Source organism: uncultured Maribacter sp. (assembly GCF_947495965.1).
In the GTDB taxonomy this organism is placed as follows: Bacteria; Bacteroidota; Bacteroidia; order Flavobacteriales; family Flavobacteriaceae; genus Maribacter_B.
The window spans coordinates 136,410-155,091 of the sequence record NZ_CANMBB010000003.1 but is presented as its reverse complement, the minus strand read 5'-3'; the positions used below and the strand labels follow the sequence as shown (position 1 = coordinate 155,091).

The following is an 18,682-nucleotide window of genomic DNA, read 5'->3' as shown; positions in this document are numbered from 1 at the left end:
TAAAACCCTTTAATCATGAAAATATATATCATATTCATACTAGCCATATGCTCAAACTATGTAAATGCACAACAATCACTAGATACAATTTATGCCAATGAGAAAAAAAATGTTGCCTTATTTTTCCCCGAACCAATTCGACAAGGTATCACAGGAACATCAAATTTTGTATTTACTTATAACCGAGAAAAAGAACAGTACTTTGGTTTGCTGCAAGCTACTCCAGGAACCGAGAGCAACTTGCTTACCGTAACCAAAAATGGTCAGGTCTATTCCTATATTTTAAAGTATAAAGAACAGTTATCGAAATTGAACTATTTCATTTCATTAAAAGAAAGTATCGGAAGTGAGCGACCTTTGATTTTAAAACAGAAGCCGATAGCACAACCACTTGACAGGATACATTACTTCAAAAAATTCAGTAATCATTTATTAAAATCAAATTCTGGTTCTATCACAACTAAGAGACGAAAAGGTATCAAATTACAGTTGCAAGAGATGGTTTATAATGGTTCTGAAGTTTACCTAGTATTAGAAATCAATAACAAGTCCGAAATCGATTTTGAGATAGATTACTTAAACGTCTACAGGGTGAACGGCAATAAAAAGCGTAAGGCTTCCTATCAAAAACTGTTTATGCAAGCCGATTATAAGCATGAAATGCCCAATACCATCAAAGTAGGGCTATCTCATAGATTTGTATATGTTCTTCCTAAATTCGTTTTAGGGGATAATGAAAAGTTGATGATTGAATTACAGGAATTGAAAGGGAGTAGAAAAATGGCTATGGAGACTGTACTTCAATAATTGTCAATTAATCGGTTTCGGGCAATTCAAGTATCTTTGTTACAAATACAACAATTTGTGTTTTAGCTTTAAATTCAACAAATCAAATGCAGAAAACGATATTTGAAATTACCAAAATGGACTGTCCTTCTGAGGAAAATCTAATCCGAATGAAACTGGATGGAATTTCAAGTATTGCGAATCTGGACTTTGATATACCTAACCGCAAATTGACTGTATACCATAATGAAGAAATCGAACTAATTGAACAATCGATTCTCGAACTGAACCTGGGTGGTAAAAAAGTATCTACTGAAGATACCGACCTAACAGACTTTAAAGATAATACAGACCAGAAAAAACTATTGTGGACCGTACTAGGAATTAATTTTGCTTTTTTCGTTATTGAAATGACAACAGGATTGATTTCTAAATCCATGGGACTTGTTGCCGATAGTTTAGATATGTTAGCAGATAGTTTTGTCTACGGCATTAGTTTGTTTGCAGTAGGAGGAACCCTGACCAGGAAAAAAAGAATTGCGCGAATTGCTGGATACTTTCAAATAACCCTTGCAATTATTGGTTTTGTAGAAGTCTTGAGAAGGTTTTTTGGAACAGAGAAATTACCCGACTTCTCCACAATGATTATCGTTTCAATTTTTGCGCTCATTGCAAATGGAATTTGCCTTTACGTTTTACAAAAGTCGAAGAATAAAGAAGAGGCACATATGAAAGCAAGTATGATTTTCACATCAAACGACGTGATTATTAATTTGGGAGTTATAACAGCTGGACTTCTGGTTAATTGGTTAAGTTCCAATAAACCTGATTTGATTATTGGAACTATAGTCTTCATTCTAGTAATTCAAGGTGCCTTTCGAATATTGAAGCTAAGTAAATAGTTTAGAAATAGAGTAGTGGTATTTGCTATAAGCCAATCTAATCAATGTATTTACCATTTTAAAAAATCACAAAGTTTGAACTCTTTTGCGTCTTTTTAAATTTCATATATTTACCTATCAAAATGAAATAAAATCAAAGCAAAAGTTACCTATTCGGTTACCTGTTTTGAAAAAATCAAAGTAACTTTTTGATTTATAATGATATAGGGAATGACTGTTAGTTCTGCCACCCCGACAAAAAGCCTTTAAATCTTTTGATTTAAAGGCTTTTTTAATTTTAACCATTGTTCCGTCCTAAAATAAGTTGATACAAATTCAACTTATTTACATACGAGAAAATGTAAAAGTTACTAACTACGTAATATTTTAGAATAAAATTGAACGGTATAAAAGATGTAACTTTTTTGAGAACCTATTAAAGGAACATCATATAAGCTGTTATAGCTTCTTTTTCTTTTTTTGTTAATCTTAATTCTAAAACTATATTAAAAAACTCTGTCGCATCGTCTAATGTTGGTAACCTGCCGTCATGTAAATAAGGCGGAGAATCTTTTATACCCCTTAAAGGAAATGTTTTTATTGGCACCTCGGGTCTTCCATTGTAAAAACACTCTGTTTTTAAATCATGTAAATCATTCTCTATTTGGGTATAATATTAGATAACGAATAACTTTGTTTGGCAATTTCAAGTTCTTCATTCGTTGGTATAACTAAAATACGAGTACTGCTAGATGCGGAGCCTATATCTCTAATACCATCTATTTTTAGATTGTTACTTTCCTTATCTAATTGTATATTAAAACATTCTAGACTTTCGCATATTAATTTTCTTAACGTGCTAGAATTTTCACCAATACCAGCAGTAAAAACAATAGCGTCTATTCCAGAAAGTACAGTAATATAGGAGCCAATATATTTTTTAATTCTATATGCAGAAAGTTTTAGTGCAAGAATACAATCAGGATTTCCTGCTTTTGCTTTTTCTTCAATTTCACGAAGATCAGAATGTCCTGTGAGACCCAAAAGGCCGCTTTTTTTTTGCAGTATGTCACTAACTTCTTGTCCTGTAAGATTTAAATTTTCCATCATATAAAAAATGATAGATTGGTCTATATCTCCACAGCGAGTACCCATTACTAAACCATTAGTAGGACTAAAACCTAAAGAATGGTCAATACTTTTTCCATTTTTAACAGCAGTAATACTACAGCCATTTCCAAGGTGTATTGTAATTATTTTACTTTGTTTTTTTTTGAGAATTGAATTTGCTTTTTCAGATACATATTTATGACTTGTACCATGAAAACCATAAGCTCTTATTTTGTGTTTAAGAGCTATATCTTTGGGAATAGCGTAGGTATATGCTACTTCTGGTAAAGTTTGAAAAAAAGCAGTATCAAAAACAGCAATTTGTTCAGCATCTTTAAATACATTCATAGCAACTCTAATCCCTTCTGCATTAGCAGGGTTATGTAATGGCGCTAAAAAAGACAAAGCTTCTATTTCTTTTAAAACTTCTGGTGTAACCTTTGTTGGGGCATTAAATTTACTGCCGCCATGTACTACTCTGTGTCCCACTATATCAATATCAGAAACAGATGAAATTAATTCTTGGGAGGGATTTAATAAAAATTGAGAAATTTTATCAAGTCCTACACCATGATTAGGTATTTGTGTTTTTTCTTTATGAGAGGAACTCCCTTTATTATAACTAAAAATGCTATCCTCTAAGCCTATACGTTCTAATAAACCTTTACACAAAACTTTTTCAGCGGGCATTTGTATAAGTTGAAACTTAATGGAAGAGCTACCTGAATTAATTACTAATATGTTCATTAATTAAATTTAAATTATTGTTCCTGAGCTTGTATTGCGGTTACTATAACGGTATTAAAAATATCTTCTATGGTACAGCCTCTACTTAAATCGTTTACCGGTTTATTTAAGCCCTGAAGTATTGGTCCAATAGCTAAAGCTCCTGTTTCTCTTTGTACTGCTTTGTACGTGTTATTTCCGGTGTTTAAATCAGGAAAAATTAATACAGATGCTTGTCCGGCTACTTTAGAATTAGGTAATTTATTTTTACCAACTATGGGGTCTACAGCGGCATCATACTGTATGGGACCTTCCACATTAAGGTCTTTTCTTTTTTCCTTAACTAAATCCGTAGCTTGGCGTACACGATCTACATCTTCTCCAATACCAGATGCTCCAGAAGAATAAGAGAGCATTGCAATTTTGGGTTCAATATTAAAAGCTTTTGCGGTATCTGCAGAGGATATTGCTATTTCTGCAAGTTCTATAGCTGTTGGATTTGGGTTTATAGCACAGTCTCCAAAAACAGAAACTCTATTTTCTAAACACATAAAAAAGATAGAAGAGACTATAGAGCTATTTGGTTTTGTTTTTATAAACTGCAAGGCAGGTCTAATAGTATGTTGCGTAGTGTGTATTGCACCAGATACCATACCATCTGCATCCCCTTTGTAAACCATCATAGTTCCAAAATAAGAAATATCTTGCATTAAATCTTTTGCAGCGTCCATAGTAATGCCTTTGTGTTTTCTTAATTCATAAAGTGTATTCACATAATCGTCAAAATTACTAGAAGAGCAGGGGTCTGTTATTTCAATACCATTTAAATTTAGACCATGTAGAATTGCATTTTTTTTAATCTCTTCTTTATTCCCTAATAAAACTAAATTTACCACTCCGGTTTTTTGTAAGTTAGAAGCAGCTTGTAGTATTCTCAAATCTTCACCTTCGGGCAATACAATTCTTTTTTTAATTGCTTGTGCACGTAAAGCCAAATTATATTGGAACATTCTAGGGGTTACTATTTTTGGTTCATAGGTTTCCAGTTTTTCCAGTATCTCTTGTCTGTTTATATGCTTGTTGAACAAGGCAATAGAAGTATTTATTTTTCCTTTGTTTTTTGCATAAATTTTAGATTTAATATTCCCAACCGCATTTGTGGTGGCAAAAGTACCTTGCTTTACAGATAAAATTGGCACACTGGGCTCAGAACCTTCTAGGAGTTTCATGATAGATTCTTCAGGTTTAATACCACCAGTAAGCAAAATTCCAGAAATAGCAGGATAGTTTGCAGAGGAGTTTGCTTGCAAAGCCCCTAAAATTATATCGGATCTATCACCAGGAGTAATAACCAAACCATTAGCACTTAAATGTTTTAGATAATTTGCTAATTGCATAGCACCAACGCCAAAACTTCCGGTTTGGTTGTTTAAATATTTTTTTCCAAAAAGCACTTCGGCCATTAAAGCATCTTTTATCTCCATCATCGTAGGATGGGATAATTCTGGATGTCTAGGAACGGAATATATAGATGTTCTATTATCTAATTCCTTAGAAATTTCAGAGATTACTAATTCTGTGTTTTCAGGGCGAGTTTTATTAGCAATTACACCGAGAATATTTAAACCTTTGTCTTTATAAGAGCGTACCGCAGATACGACACTACTACAAAAATCTTTTAAGGATTTACCTTTTGCATTATCTACTAAAATAACAGGAGACCCCAAGTTTTTTGCTATATCCCTGTTTAGGTCTAATTCTATTACATTGTTTTCTCTATAAAAATCTGTTCCTTCAATTAAAATAAAGTCAAAACGTTTTTCTAAATTTTTATAAGTATTGATAATCCTGTCAAGAATTTCACTGCTTTTTCCCTCATTATATAGTTCTAAGACTTCATCTTGAGTTAAGGCGTAAGATTCTTTGACAGGAATATCAATATTAAAATGGTTAATTACCGTTTCAATATGATTATCGGCCCCATTGGAGTTTACTTGGTCAATAACTGGTCTAAAGTAGCCCACCTTTCCCATTTTGCCCAATAGCATTTCCATTAGTCCTAAAACTACCAAAGATTTACCGCTATGGGCTTCTAAAGTAGCTACATAAAGTGATTTTACCATTTTAAATTATATAAAGTGACAGTTTTTTTGTTTTAATTTACAAGTGAGCTAAACCTTGATGTGTGTCAATTAACGGCCCACCATGCATAATCTCATTAGATGCTTGATCTATAAATTTATCAAAATTTAAATGAAAAGAGTGTGCTAATTGTATAGCTTTACTAACATATGCTCCTTTTTGTAACCAAGTATTCATTGGGTCTAATATTTCTGAAGGTACATCGTGTATATATTTTGGCATGTGTAACCCAAACACAGGATGCTGTTCATAATCTACATCATTAAGGGCTCCTTTCATAGCCTCTGTAATCATAGTTCTTGTGTAGCGTAACTTTATTCTAGAACCTACACCATAAGGTCCGCCGCTCCAACCTGTATTTACTAGCCATACATTTACGCCAGCTTCGGTCATTTTTTTACTTAACATTTCTGCATATACTGTAGGGTGTAATGGCATAAATGGTTCTCCAAAACAAGCAGAAAAGGATGGTACTGGTTCTGTAATACCAGCTTCTGTACCAGCAACTTTAGCGGTATATCCAGATATAAAATGATACGCAGCTTGTCCTGGTGTAAGTTTAGATATTGGAGGTAAAACCCCAAAAGCATCACAAGTTAAAAAGAAAATATTTTTAGGATTTTGTGCAAAAGAAGGTTCCATAATGTTATCTATATGATGTATTGGATAACTTACTCTTGTATTTTGAGTAATAGAAGTATCTGCATAATCTACCTCTTTTGTTCCTTCCTTAAAAACAATATTTTCTAGCATAGCTCCAGGGCGAATTGCACGAAAAATATCGGGTTCTTTTTCCTCGGTTAAATCTACTACTTTAGCATAACAACCACCTTCAAAATTAAAAATGGTATTATCAGCTGTCCAACCATGCTCATCATCTCCAATTAGCTTACGATTTGGATCTGCAGATAAAGTAGTTTTTCCTGTGCCAGAAAGTCCAAAGAAAATAGCAGTTTCTCCATCTTCTCCTACGTTAGCAGAGCAATGCATAGGTAAAACATTCTTTTCTATAGGCAGTATAAGATTAAGTGCACTAAAAATACCTTTCTTCATTTCTCCAGCATAAGCAGAACCACCTACTAACGCAATTTTTCTTGTAAAGTCTAAAATAGAGAAGTTTCCTTGTCGTATTCCAAGAGCTTCAGCATTTGGTGTTTCATAACCTGGTGCACATACTACTAACCAATCTTCAGAAAAATCTGCATATTCAGAATCTTTTAGTCTTAAGAACATATTATTTACAAAGTAGTTAGACCATGGATACTCTGCTATAGTCCTAACATTTAAGCGATATTCAGGAGCAGCACAAACATAACCGTCGTGTATGTAAATTTCTTTATTAGAAAGGTAGTTTACAACTTCGTTATATAATTGGTTAAAGCTATCAGAACTAATGCCTTTATTAGTTCTGTTCCAAAAAACTTTATCTTTCGTGTAATCATCTTTTACTAGGAAGCGATCTTGCGGAGACCTACCAGTAAATTTACCAGTATTTATACAAAGAGTACCATTCTCGGTCTCTGTACCCATTCCTTTTTCTAATGTTATTTTTTGAAGAGTATCTGCATCTAAATTCCAGTGCACATTTGCATCTTTAATGCCGTATTTTTCTAGGCTAGAGTTAGTAGGTGTTTTTGTCATTGTTTCCATAATATTCTAATTTTTAAGTTATTAATTAAAATGGCCAAAATAATGGCACTAAAAATATTGTTGTAATAAAAAAGAGGAAGAGTAGTGGTGCTCCAACTTTTACATAATCTAGGAATTTGTAACCTCCAGCAGCCATAACCATTGCATTGGTAGTAGTACCTACAGGAGTTAAAAATGCAGTTGATGCCGATACCGCTACAACAATCATAAATGGTTTAGGAGAAACCCCTAGCGTAGTAGCGGCAATTAAAGCAATTGGAGCCATTAGAACTGCTGTTGCCGAATTGTTTATGGTTTGACTAAAAGCAGTTGCTAATAAGAAAATACCACCTAAAAGCATGGTAGGGTTTATAGCTCCTAACTTTGTTACAAGGGTGTCTGCGGCCCATTGTGCAACACCTGTTTTTTGTAGTGCCACTCCCATAGGAATCATTGCGGCGATCATAACCACACTTGTCCAGCTTATTCCTTTGTAGGCTTTGTTTATAGGCACACAACCAGTAAGCATTAACACTCCTGCACAAACTAATGCAGCAATAGCACCGGGTAAGATTTTAAATACTAATAAAATAATCATTAGGATTAAGGTACTTAGTGCTATATAGGATTTAAGAGTAAGTTTATCTACATTTTTGGCCATTGTTTCTGGATTTCCAGTTATAACAACATGTTCGTATTCTTGCTGTAAATCTTCTATAGCACTCCATGATCCTCTAATAATAAAGGCATCTCCTGGTTTTATAGTCACTTCTTCCCCCACAAGTGGAGCATTATCTCGAGACACGCCTAAAAGTTGAATGCGATTTTTATCTAAATAACTCCCTAAAGGAACTTTGCGTCCTACAAAAGCAGAATTAGGTGTTATAAGCATTTGAGAAAGCCCTACTTCTTGATTAATAAGCTCTTCTTTTAATTCTGAATTTGTATGTTTAAAAGGAATAATTCCTAATTTATATTTGCGCATTATAATATCAATATTCTTTGCTTTTCCTTTAACTGTTATAATATCATGATAGCGCATTTGAGTCTTAGGTTCAGGAAATTCTACAAATTCAGGAACTCTTTTTAAAGTATTAGGATGTCTTCTGCGCAAGCGCATAATGGTTACTTTATGATTCTCCTCAAAATTCCAATCTTCAATTTTTGTATTTATAAGAGGAGACATAGAACGGATACGAAAACGGTACATATTATCCCCAATACTATAATCTTTAACCCATTTGTGCATTTCAGAATCTATGTCTATTGGGCGGTCTTTTGTTTTGTTTGATGGTAAAAGTCTATGACCTACATATCTAAAATATAGTAGAGCAATAAGTAATAGAGGAACTCCTATTAAACCAAATTCAAAAAAAGAAAACCCTTCTAAACCAGCATCTACCAAAGCATTACTAGCTATAATATTTGGAGGTGTTCCTGTTAAGGTTAGCAAACCTCCCGTATTAGAACCAAAAGCTATAGGCATTAGTAGTTTGGATGGTAATGTACCCGCGTTCCATGCAGCGGATACAGTTACAGGTAATAAGGATGCTACAGTTCCAGTATTGCTTACAAATCCAGAAAGTATACTGGAGCCCATGGTTACAATGATTAGTAACTTAGGAACGCTGTTACCAGCCCATTCTACAAACTTTTTACCTGCTAAGGCTGTCCATCCAGTTCTTGAAAGACCTTCACCAATTATAAATAACGCAGCAATCATTACTACTGTGGGGTTACTAAAACCGCTTAAGGTCTCTTTTAAATTAAGAACACCAGATAAATAAAGGGTAAGCATAGATAAAATAGCTACAACATCTGGCGGATATTTTCCCCAGATAAAAAGTAGTATCGTAATACTTAAGATTATAGTTATGGTTAGCAAGGTTTTGTCTTTTTAGAATTAATTATTCAATTGTTAATACAGGTACTGTGGCTTTTAAGATTAATTCCTTAGTAAGCAAACCATCAGACGGAGTAGCTTTTTTAGTATGGTTTCTAGGAAGAATAGCAATCATATCTATATCATGTTCATTCACATAAGAAAAAATTCCTTCTACTATATCTGGGTTTTCTATAAAGGTGTGTTCACTGTAAAAATTCTCTAGATAATACATTAATGTATTCTCATTTTTTTCATCACTTTCTGTATATCCAAAAGTTCCTGGTTCATTTTGAATGGTTAACACATGAACTTTAGCGTTAAACTTTTGAGAAATACTTAAAAGGGTTTTTAAGGCAGTAGGCTTATCAATTTCATTTTTACCTAAAACCAAACTAATATTCTTAATTTCTTGTTTTTTATTGCCTTCAGGAACAACCAAAATTGGATATTTAGATTCTTTAACAAGTTTGGAGGTTAAAGAAGTCTTTTTATCTAAGGACCAGCCTGAAGTACCCATAATAATTAAGTCAGACTTTTTTTCTTCTTGCACTTCCATTATTACATCTGTAACAGAACCGTCCCAACCTAATGACCATGTCATAGGAATTTTAAGCTTGTTTTCATATTTTTTGGAAAGACTTTCATAAGTGTCTCGCATCTTATCATCATCTGCATTATTAGATACATGGATGAGGTTTATGTTAATCTTTTCATCTGCCACAAATTGTACAGCATAGTCCAAAGCTTTATCGGCACTTTTAGAATAATCGTAGGGTACTAATATTTTAGATATTGTGTTCATGGTAACTTTGTTTTTAAGATTATTTAAATTTTCTATTCAAAAGTATATTGGTTTCTTTTTATAAAATGTGACTTATATCATGTTCTGATTATTAACCTGTTAGATGTATTATTTTTAACTTTATGTTAACCTAAATTTTATATGCTTAAAAATTCTAAACATGTCATATGTCATGTTTTGATAGGTATGCATTTTAAAAATTTGTAATTGATTCTAAAGAGGAGTTTTTGTAATGATAAAATTTAGAAAAAGCGCAGATTACTATGGACTAAATAGGGCTTTTAAAAAGGGTATAACAATACTTTTAATGCTTGCTTTCTTTGTAAACTATGCACAAGAACAGGAGGATTTGTTAGGGTCTTGGTTTATAATTTCTGGAAGTAATAAAATATCTAATAAATTTAGTATTCCTACTCTGAGTATTTTAAGGCATTATAAACTCATTAGTAATTATGAGTTTGCTTTTTTTAGAACAGGATTAACCTATGAGGTAAAAAAGAATTTTCAAACTACAATAGGAGTAGCATATTTAGATTCTGAAGCATATATAGGTAATGAATTTGGGGGGCATACGAAGCAAATTTGGGTATATGAAGAGTTAGTATTTAAATCAAAGTATAAAAACGCATTAATTTCTAATAGAATACGATTAGAATCTCGTTGGATAGATAAAGTAGGAGAGAGTTTTGTAAATAATAGAATTAGATATAGATTACAAGCAAAAATTCCTTTAAACAATACTTTATATTTTAAAATATTTAATGAATATTTTGTAAACCTAAAAGCACCCCACTTTAACCAAAATAGATTTTTTATTGGGTTGGGCCATAATGTAACAAGGAGTGTAAAAGTAGATATTGGGTACATGAAAAATACTTTTAAAAAAAGTAATTTTGATCGTATACAGTTAGCTGTTTATTTTAAAACTGATTTTAGAAAAAAGAATAACCTAAATTTATAACCTCCCAATAAATTCCGATAAGTTTACAGACTTTTTTAGATTCATTTTTTTTCTAAGCCTGTATCGTGAGGTGTTTACGCTCTCCATAGAAATTCCTAAAAAATTAGAAATTTCTTTACTAGAGAATTTAAGTTTTATTAGGGCGCACAATCTATGATCACGTTGTGTTAATTCAGGAAAGGTTTCGGTTAGTTTTCGGTAAAAAACTTTATTTACAGAGATAAAGCGGGCATTAAATTCCTCCCAGTCTAAGTTTTTGTTAATTTTTATTTTCGTTAGAATTTTGTTTATTTCTCTTTTGTTACTGGGGTTTAATTTTCCTAAAGAGTTTTTTATTTCAAGAATAAGTTCATCTTTTTGTACTAATTGAAGAGCAGAACTTGTTAGTTCTCTATTCTTAAAAGCTAAAACCTCTTCGTTTTTTTCTTTACTTAATTGTTGTTTATTTAAATAATCAAATTTTTCTGATTTTCTTCTTTTATGTAAATACCAAATAATAACTCCTGAAATAATAATTAGGGATAGTATAGAAACAAGTAATGCAATATTTCTAAAAAAAAGTATTTTTTGTTGTTGTTCTAGTTTATTTAATCTAGCAGCTTCTAGTTTCTTTTTTTGTTTTTCATTTTCAATACGGTGTGCATCTTTAATTTCTAAGATATCAGTATTGCTAAAACTTCTTACTCCAAACAATTGTTCAGTTAAATTTTTAGATAATTGTAAGTTTTTATAGGCTAAATCTTTTTTATTTATTTTAAAATATAAATCACTTAATTTCTGATATAAATTTGGAATGTAATTAGAGTGACTTTGGTACCTTTTTGAAAAATCAAGAGATTTTAAATAATAATATTCTCCTTTATGATATTCCTCTTTTTTTAAGTAAATATCTCCTAAAAAGGAGTAATATATAACAAGGTACGCTGGATAGTAAGTTTTAAAATAACTTTCACTAGGTAATAGTAACTTTATTGCTAAATCATATTTTCCTTCATGATAATAGATGTATCCTTGTTCCGCATTAAGAAATTGATACTCTTTTTTTGAAATTCTATTATAGATAATACGGCAGCTATCTAAATACTTTTTGGCTAATCCGTAGTTACCTTGTTCTCTATTATGACTAGACATAATGTAATATGTGTCATTTAAAGCTTTATATTTTATTATAGAATCTATAGATTTGTCTTTTGCTGTTTTTAATGATAGATTAAAATATTCTTCTGCTTTTTCACTTCTTCTAAAAATACTATAAAGCAGGCCTAACTTTCTGTATATAGTAACTTTATGAATGCTATCAGAAATGGCATTAGAGTATATTAACGCTTCCCAATAGCCATCATATGCTTTAGAGTAATTACCAGTAGTTGTGTGTATTTTAGATGCTTTAATGATTGCGTTAATTGCATTTGTAGTATCTCTAATCTTTAAGCTCTCTAATTTGTCTTTATTGTGAATGTATAATAAGCTATCATAGTTCGTAAATTTTGAGTTTAAAGAAGTATTCTCTATTTCTGAAGAGATAGTTTTATCCTGAGCCGTAGAATTTTTAATAGAAAAAATGGTAATTAATGGAATTAAGATATATTTTATTTTCATTTTTTCTATGGGTTTAAGGTAAATGGAATAATATTAAAAATACATATCATTAATTAATTATCAAAAATCATGTTATTATTTAATTATTGTAAAACATTGGTTTTCATTATTTTATATTTTTATTTTATCCTATTGTCTATACGTAGTCTATTATCTTTTTTTAAAAGTCTATTATGTAGCTATATCCAATTTTAGATTTATTAGCATTAATCAAACATATTTGGCATAATTCTAAATGCTTTAGTTGTGTGTTTGTTATTTTTTAAAGTGTTTAAGAATTTTCATGCTTATTATTCTTTCTGTTTGATATGGCTCAAATATGATTTTTGAGCATTAGTTTTTTTACTAATTCATGAATACTAAAAATAGTAACTATTAAAAACCAATTTATGTTAAAAATTATGCATCAAAACTTAAAGGTAAGTGTAGCAAGTATGGTAATTATACTGTGCTTTAGTTCTTTTGGCACTTTAAAAGAATTTAAAAGTGAACCCTTAAATACAAAACTTAATATGGATAAAAAAACTGCAATAGTTACCGGGTCTAATAGAGGAATGGGACTTGGTTGGGTTAAACATTTTTTAAAAGAAGGGTATATTGTTATAGCAACAGCACGTAAGCCAGAAAAGGCAAGTGATCTTCTTGCGCTTAAGAAGGAGTATAAAAAACAATTAATAGTACAAAAATTAGATGTTACTAGTGAGGAAGATATGGCTGCATTATCAGATAAATTAAAGTCCGAGAAAATAAAAATAGATATTGCTATTAGTAATGCCGGCGTAACTGTTGAAGAGGATTTTGGAAATTGGACAGCTAAAGGGATTCAAATAAATTTTAATGTAAATACTATGGGAGCGGCTCTTTTTGCTCAAGCTATATCACCATATTTAAACGAAGGAGCTAAATTAATACAATTATCATCAGGACATGGTAGTATTTCTGGCCAAAAGAAAATTACCCCTATTGATGCTTATGGTATTAGTAAAGCGGGTGTTAATATGTTAACTAAAAAGTTATCTATAAGATGGGCAGATCGTAAAATCATTGTTGTATCTATTACTCCAGGAGGAGTAAAAACGGATATGAATCAATATGGAAAATTATCTGTATCTGAGGCTATTCCAATTATGTATCAAACAATAGGAAACCTTACCATAGAAAATAGTGGAACTTTCATAACTAATAAAGGCAAAGCAATGTCTTGGTAATTTCTGTAATCTAATTATATAAAAAATTAGTATTAATAAAGCGTTTCTAATGGAGCGCTAGAAATTAACACCCTTTTTTTAATAAAAAACAACCTAATGATAAAAAAAATATTAAAAAAAGCTTCTGAAATAGAGCCTCATGAGATTAAGGCTACAGCATTCTCTTTTCTACTTGTTTTTGTGTTAATGTTGGCTTATTATATTTTAAGACCAGTAAGGGATGCTATGGCAAGCGATTGGTCTGATTCGGAAGTTAGCCAATTATGGACACTAAACTTTTTTATAAGTACTGGTGTGGTAGCGCTTTATGGTTTAGCTGTTTCTAAAGTAAAGTTTAAGAATCTTGTGCCTGGAGTTTATGCTTTTTTTGCAATTTCTTTTGTGCTTTTTTATTTTTTCATGTCTACTATAACAGATAGGACGCTTATTGAAAAATCATTTTATATATGGATAAGTGTTTTCGGTATGTTTCACCTTTCTGTTTTTTGGAGTTTCATGTCAGATTTGTTTAACAAGGATCAAGCTAGACGTTTATTTGCTACAATTGCTACGGGGGCAAGTGCAGGAGCTTTAATAGGCCCAATGATACCAGCCGTATTTGCAGGAATATCAGGAACAGATAATTTGATTTTAGTAGCATCTGTATTGCTTCTATTTCCTATTCCAATAATAGTATACTTATCTAAAATCAAGGTAGAGGTATTAAAAAATGAAGATATTACTGCGGATACAAGTAAGTTTAAAATAGGAGGAAACCCATTTGCAGGCTTTAAGTCGTTTATAACCAATCCATATTTATTAGCAATTGGAGTATTTATTTTGTTTTATACTATGATAAGCACCTTTGTATATTTTGAACAAAAAAATTTATTAGCAGAATATGATAGGGCAACCCGAACACAAATTTTAGGCAGTATAGATTGGATTGTAAATGTTTTAACATTTGGGATTGCATTTTTTGCAACTTCAAGAATTGTAAAAAGTATTGGAATGGGGTATACCTTAGCCATTATGCCCTTAATTGTATGTGCGGGTATTTTGGTTTTAGCTTTTGCTCCAATCATAGTAGTTTTATTGGCACTTCAAGTTGGTCGTAGAGCAGGCAATTATGCTATTACAAAGCCTGCCAGAGAAATGCTTTTTACAGAGGTAGATAAGGAGACTAGGTTTAAAGCAAAACCTGTAATAGACGTAGTAGTTTATAGGGGAGGAGATACGGTTACGGCATGGATATTTACAGGTTTAACAGAGGGGCTTGGGTTAGGATTTGCAGCAGTTGGTGTTATTGGAGCAGGAATAGCAGCTTTATGGGCAGGCGTAGGTATATATATGGGGAAACTTTATAACCGCAAAAGAACCGAAGAATAAACACTAGGAAAATTTTTATTAATTAAATAAATTCTATTATTATGTTTTGTAAAAAATTATGTTCGTCTTTAAATAATAATACTTTAAAAAAAATAATTGCTTTCATTCCTTTGTTTTTATTTCTTTTTGTTTTTCAAATATCTAACAGTCAAGAGGATGTAAAAACTTCCGTGTTGGTAGTTCGTGGGGGGCACCCTTATGATACTCCAGATTTTGAAAATATGTGTAATAGCCTTGAGGGTGTGAATGTAGATTTAGTATTAGATGCCCATTTTAAAACAATGAAGCTTAATAAAATCAAGGAAAAGTATACTGCTATTTTGTTTTTAAATCAGAATAAATATTATGAAGAATCTGATAAAACTAAAAGGAAATATGTAGAATTAACTAATGAAGGTATTGGTATGGTGTTTCTTCATTTTACATTGTCATCACAACCAAACTGGGACCAATATCATGATATAATAGGAGGTAAGTGGTTTTTAGGGAAATTTACACCAGAGAAAGCAAAAAGGTCTACTTATTTTATAGATCTTAAGGTAGATGTAAAAGTGTTAGATAAGAAACATCCAGTAACAAAGGGGATTAAGGATTTTACAATGACCGATGTTTTTTATGGTAATATTTACCTTAAGCCAGAAGTAAAGCCTTTATTAGGTTCTAATAATAAAGATTTAGCTCCAATTGCATGGACGCAAAAGTATAATAAATCTAAGGTAGTTTATATAATGCCCGGATATTCTAAGAAAGCATTTGAAAATCCTTCCTATAAGAAGTTAGTATCTAATGCATTAAATTATGTTAGTGATATGGAATAAAACCATCTATTATTCTCTGTTAATTAGATAAAAGACCTTCTATTTTATAGAGGGCTTTTTTTTAAAACCCAATTACATTTTCTAGTTTAATATCTGTGTTCGTTCTATTTTGTCCTTTTACTTTAAAAATGGCAGTAAAATATTTTTTGTTTTTTAAATAGGTGTTTGTAAAAGACATTAGACTATCCTTATTTGTAAAGTATTCTGCAGTAGCACTAACTCCAATATCATGTTCAGAGAAGAAAACAAAATGTTCTGTATCTCCTATGCTAGGGTATTTAGAAACTATAGCATATTCTTCATCTACCATAGAAGATCTTAAATTTAGTGTAGTGTCTTTTATAGTAGGGTGGTTAGAGATATGAAGGCTATATTCTGAGAGTTTTATATACGGATTAGCCTGGTTCAGAAAATGAGTAAACTTGTTTTTATTCTTAATGGGACCAGCATAAATAGCATTACCTTCTTTTATGTCAGATATAGAGGTTAATGTAGAAAATTTAATAAGAATATTTTTGTTGTAATATTGATATAGTCTTTGAAACTGTTGTGTCGCTAAGGCTCCCATTCTTGTGGTGTAGGTGTAATTAGCAGGTTTAATAATGTTTTTAAGCTCTGGGTTTTTGTCTATGAATAAGTAAAAATCATTAACGCTATTAATTTTAAAGTCTCTAGTCCATCCTGTATTCCCAGTTATTGTTTTTCCAGAGATTCCAAAATGATCACCTATGAATAGGGTTGTTGGTGCTTTTGTAGAAATAAAAGATTTCCATATTCTAGGAGTTTTGGGAGTTGTATTGGTATAGATTAATGCTGTAATAGCTACCAATAATCCTAAATAGGGTAATGCTTTAGCCCAACTTATTCTTTTAAAGAAGGATGCTGCTGCAGGCTTTTTTAAGAAGCGAATTTCATATTGCCCTTTATCTATAAGTACTTGCCAAGTTTCATGTTTACCTTCAGAATCATAATATGCAGTAAGTTTTTTTCTTAGGTTGTATACATTTACCCTAACTCTAGGGTTACTTTTTTCTGTAGGTTCCTTATTTCCAAAAAACTCAATATCTATAACCGTTTCTTTTAAGTTAGTTCCTTTAAGGGTGGCCTCATGTAAATACTGTAGTAATGCATTACTTGTTGGGGCGTTTTTAAAAGTATTGCTGTTTCTTATTTTGGATACTATCTTTTGTTTTTGAATGTTAGAAAGTACCATTGTTAAATATTGATTTTTAGTTTAATACGACAAAACTTTAACCGTTATGGCTACCGTTAAAGTAGCGTTAAAGTTATAAAAATAAAGTGAAGCATCTATTTTTAAGCCAAATACTTTTTAGTAGAGAATTAATTTAATCTTTTATGAAAGCTTTTTTAGATGCCAATTTTATTTTAGAAACAGAAACAGCAATAGAGCTATTTCATAATACGGCAGTTAAAATGCCAATTATAGATTACCATTGTCATTTAAGTCCCAAACAAATAGCGGAGAACAAGAATTTTAAAAACCTTACAGAACTATGGCTATATGGGGATCATTATAAATGGAGAGCTATGCGAACCAATGGTGTTTCTGAAAAGTATTGTACAGGAGATGCTAAAGATTGGGAAAAATTCGAGGCTTGGGCAAAAACGGTTCCACATACTTTAAGAAACCCATTGTACCACTGGACGCACATGGAGCTTAAGATTTTTTTTGGCTACAACGGTATTTTAAATGGAGATACAGCAAAAGAAGTTTGGGATTTAGCAAACGAGAAATTAAAAATGAATCATTTTACGCCTCAAGGGCTTTTGGAGATGATGAATGTGGAAGTGGTATGTACTACAGACGACCCTATAGATTCATTAGCGTATCACAAACAAATAGCTGCTTCAGCATGCAAAACAAAAGTGTTTCCTACCTGGAGACCAGACAAAGCAATGGCTGTAGAAGATGCAGAAACCTTTAATGTATATATAGATAAGTTGGCCGAAGTTTCAGAAATAAAAATTTCTGTATTTAGTGATTTATTAAATGCTCTAGAGGTAAGACATGATTTTTTTGGTAGTTTAGGTTGTAAATTATCAGATCATGGAATAGAAGAATTTTATGCGGAAGAGTATACTAGGGAAGAAATTCAAACTAGTTTTTTAAAGATTAGATCAGGGATGGAACTAGATTCTTTAGAAATTAGAAAATTTAAATCTGCAATGCTCTACGAATTGGGAGTAATGGATAACAATAAGGGTTGGGCGCAACAATTTCATTATGGTGCTTTAAGAAATAATAACACAAGATTATTAACTCAACTAGGTCCGGATACAGGTTTCGATTCTATTCACGATGTAAACGGTGCAGCTGCTATGTCTAAATTTTTAAATAGGTTAGACGTAGAAAATAAACTAACCAAAACTATTATCTATAATTTAAATCCGTCTCAAAATGAGGTGGTTGCCACTATGATTGGTAATTTTCAAGACGGAACCATCCCTGGTAAAATTCAGTTTGGTTCTGGTTGGTGGTTTTTAGATCAAAAAATAGGTATGGAAAATCAAATGAACGCCTTGTCAAGCTTAGGCTTGTTAAGTCGTTTTATTGGTATGTTAACAGATTCTAGAAGCTTTTTATCTTTTCCAAGGCATGAGTATTTTAGAAGAATACTATGTAATTTGTTAGGTAATGATGTTGAGAATGGCTTAATAAATAAAGATATGGACTTGCTTAATAAAATGGTGCAAGATATTTGCTATTATAATGCCAAAAATTATTTCAACTTTAATTAAACTAGTA

Annotated in this window: 15 protein-coding genes; 7 read left to right on the top strand and 8 right to left on the bottom strand. The window is 31.5% G+C overall.

Features of this window, described 5'->3' with window-relative positions; translation table 11 throughout:
- Positions 1-15: 15 nt before the first annotated feature.
- Together Q0820_RS08560 and Q0820_RS08555 are read left to right on the top strand one after the other, a co-directional pair.
- Entirely contained in the window at positions 16-807 is a 792-nt protein-coding gene (locus Q0820_RS08560; RefSeq protein WP_298486977.1) for a DUF4138 domain-containing protein, read from the top strand.
- Positions 808-893: 86 nt separating this feature from the next.
- Positions 894-1,688, top strand: a complete 795-nt coding sequence (locus Q0820_RS08555; RefSeq protein WP_298486976.1) for a cation transporter — start codon at positions 894-896, stop codon at positions 1,686-1,688.
- A 415-nt stretch (positions 1,689-2,103) separates the two neighbouring features.
- Here Q0820_RS08555 and Q0820_RS08550 read toward each other — a convergent pair whose 3' ends face one another.
- Genes Q0820_RS08550 through Q0820_RS08525 form a run of 6 tightly spaced genes read right to left on the bottom strand, consistent with a single transcriptional unit; the run spans position 2,104 to position 9,961 of the window.
- On the bottom strand, positions 2,104-2,274 hold the full coding sequence (locus Q0820_RS08550; protein ID WP_298486975.1) for a hypothetical protein: 171 nt from the start codon (positions 2,272-2,274) through the stop codon (positions 2,104-2,106).
- A gap of 53 nt (positions 2,275-2,327) precedes the next feature.
- Positions 2,328-3,524, bottom strand: a complete 1,197-nt coding sequence (locus Q0820_RS08545; RefSeq protein ID WP_298486974.1) for an acetate kinase — start codon at positions 3,522-3,524, stop codon at positions 2,328-2,330.
- Between the two features lie 14 nt (positions 3,525-3,538).
- A complete protein-coding gene (gene pta / locus Q0820_RS08540; RefSeq protein ID WP_298486972.1) occupies positions 3,539-5,626 on the bottom strand; it encodes a phosphate acetyltransferase in 2,088 nt (695 codons plus the stop codon).
- Positions 5,627-5,663: 37 nt separating this feature from the next.
- A complete protein-coding gene (gene pckA, locus Q0820_RS08535) occupies positions 5,664-7,295 on the bottom strand; it encodes a phosphoenolpyruvate carboxykinase (ATP) (RefSeq protein WP_298486971.1) in 1,632 nt (543 codons plus the stop codon).
- Between the two features lie 25 nt (positions 7,296-7,320).
- Complete coding sequence (locus Q0820_RS08530; RefSeq protein WP_298486970.1) at positions 7,321-9,159, bottom strand: SLC13 family permease; 1,839 nt, start codon at positions 9,157-9,159, stop codon at positions 7,321-7,323.
- 22 nt (positions 9,160-9,181) lie between these two features.
- Positions 9,182-9,961: a universal stress protein gene (locus Q0820_RS08525; RefSeq protein ID WP_298486968.1), complete on the bottom strand. Its 780-nt coding sequence runs from the start codon at positions 9,959-9,961 to the stop codon at positions 9,182-9,184.
- Between the two features lie 232 nt (positions 9,962-10,193).
- On the opposite strand from Q0820_RS08525, the gene Q0820_RS08520 reads away from it, so the two are divergent.
- Positions 10,194-10,922, top strand: a complete 729-nt coding sequence (locus tag Q0820_RS08520; RefSeq protein WP_298486966.1) for a DUF2490 domain-containing protein — start codon at positions 10,194-10,196, stop codon at positions 10,920-10,922.
- Here the strand turns inward: Q0820_RS08520 and Q0820_RS08515 are convergent.
- Positions 10,917-12,521, bottom strand: coding sequence for a LuxR C-terminal-related transcriptional regulator (locus Q0820_RS08515; RefSeq protein WP_298486965.1), 1,605 nt, complete (start codon positions 12,519-12,521; stop codon positions 10,917-10,919). The genes Q0820_RS08520 and Q0820_RS08515 overlap by 6 nt on opposite strands.
- Before the next feature lie 389 nt (positions 12,522-12,910).
- Between Q0820_RS08515 and Q0820_RS08510 the strand changes: the two genes are divergently transcribed.
- The 3 genes from Q0820_RS08510 (at position 12,911) to Q0820_RS08500 (ending at position 15,915) form a co-directional block, all read left to right on the top strand.
- A complete protein-coding gene (locus Q0820_RS08510; RefSeq protein WP_298486964.1) occupies positions 12,911-13,729 on the top strand; it encodes an SDR family NAD(P)-dependent oxidoreductase in 819 nt (272 codons plus the stop codon).
- Between the two features lie 96 nt (positions 13,730-13,825).
- Positions 13,826-15,097, top strand: a complete 1,272-nt coding sequence (locus tag Q0820_RS08505; protein WP_298486962.1) for an NTP/NDP exchange transporter — start codon at positions 13,826-13,828, stop codon at positions 15,095-15,097.
- Between the two features lie 41 nt (positions 15,098-15,138).
- Positions 15,139-15,915 (top strand): ThuA domain-containing protein, encoded by a 777-nt coding sequence (locus tag Q0820_RS08500; RefSeq protein WP_298486960.1) that lies wholly within the window; start codon positions 15,139-15,141, stop codon positions 15,913-15,915.
- 61 nt (positions 15,916-15,976) lie between these two features.
- Here the strand turns inward: Q0820_RS08500 and Q0820_RS08495 are convergent, their stop codons facing one another.
- Entirely contained in the window at positions 15,977-17,128 is a 1,152-nt protein-coding gene (locus tag Q0820_RS08495; RefSeq protein ID WP_298486957.1) for a hypothetical protein, read from the bottom strand.
- A gap of 143 nt (positions 17,129-17,271) precedes the next feature.
- Between Q0820_RS08495 and uxaC the strand changes: the two genes are divergently transcribed.
- Complete coding sequence (uxaC, locus tag Q0820_RS08490; protein WP_298486955.1) at positions 17,272-18,675, top strand: glucuronate isomerase; 1,404 nt, start codon at positions 17,272-17,274, stop codon at positions 18,673-18,675.
- Positions 18,676-18,682: the final 7 nt, after the last annotated feature.

Bases quoted from the DNA above. Each gene is read 5' to 3' on its own strand.
- pckA (WP_298486971.1), bottom strand. From the start codon at position 7,295: ATGGAAACAATGACAAAAACACCTACTAACTCTAGCCTAGAAAAATAC.
- pta (WP_298486972.1), bottom strand. From the start codon at position 5,626: ATGGTAAAATCACTTTATGTAGCTACTTTAGAAGCCCATAGCGGTAAA.
- Q0820_RS08525 (WP_298486968.1), bottom strand. From the start codon at position 9,961: ATGAACACAATATCTAAAATATTAGTACCCTACGATTATTCTAAAAGT.
- Q0820_RS08520 (WP_298486966.1), top strand. From the start codon at position 10,194: ATGATAAAATTTAGAAAAAGCGCAGATTACTATGGACTAAATAGGGCT.
- Q0820_RS08505 (WP_298486962.1), top strand. From the start codon at position 13,826: ATGATAAAAAAAATATTAAAAAAAGCTTCTGAAATAGAGCCTCATGAG.
- Q0820_RS08545 (WP_298486974.1), bottom strand. From the start codon at position 3,524: ATGAACATATTAGTAATTAATTCAGGTAGCTCTTCCATTAAGTTTCAA.
- Q0820_RS08560 (WP_298486977.1), top strand. From the start codon at position 16: ATGAAAATATATATCATATTCATACTAGCCATATGCTCAAACTATGTA.
- Q0820_RS08495 (WP_298486957.1), bottom strand. From the start codon at position 17,128: ATGGTACTTTCTAACATTCAAAAACAAAAGATAGTATCCAAAATAAGA.
- Q0820_RS08555 (WP_298486976.1), top strand. From the start codon at position 894: ATGCAGAAAACGATATTTGAAATTACCAAAATGGACTGTCCTTCTGAG.
- Q0820_RS08500 (WP_298486960.1), top strand. From the start codon at position 15,139: ATGTTTTGTAAAAAATTATGTTCGTCTTTAAATAATAATACTTTAAAA.
- Q0820_RS08510 (WP_298486964.1), top strand. From the start codon at position 12,911: ATGTTAAAAATTATGCATCAAAACTTAAAGGTAAGTGTAGCAAGTATG.
- Q0820_RS08515 (WP_298486965.1), bottom strand. From the start codon at position 12,521: ATGAAAATAAAATATATCTTAATTCCATTAATTACCATTTTTTCTATT.
- uxaC (WP_298486955.1), top strand. From the start codon at position 17,272: ATGAAAGCTTTTTTAGATGCCAATTTTATTTTAGAAACAGAAACAGCA.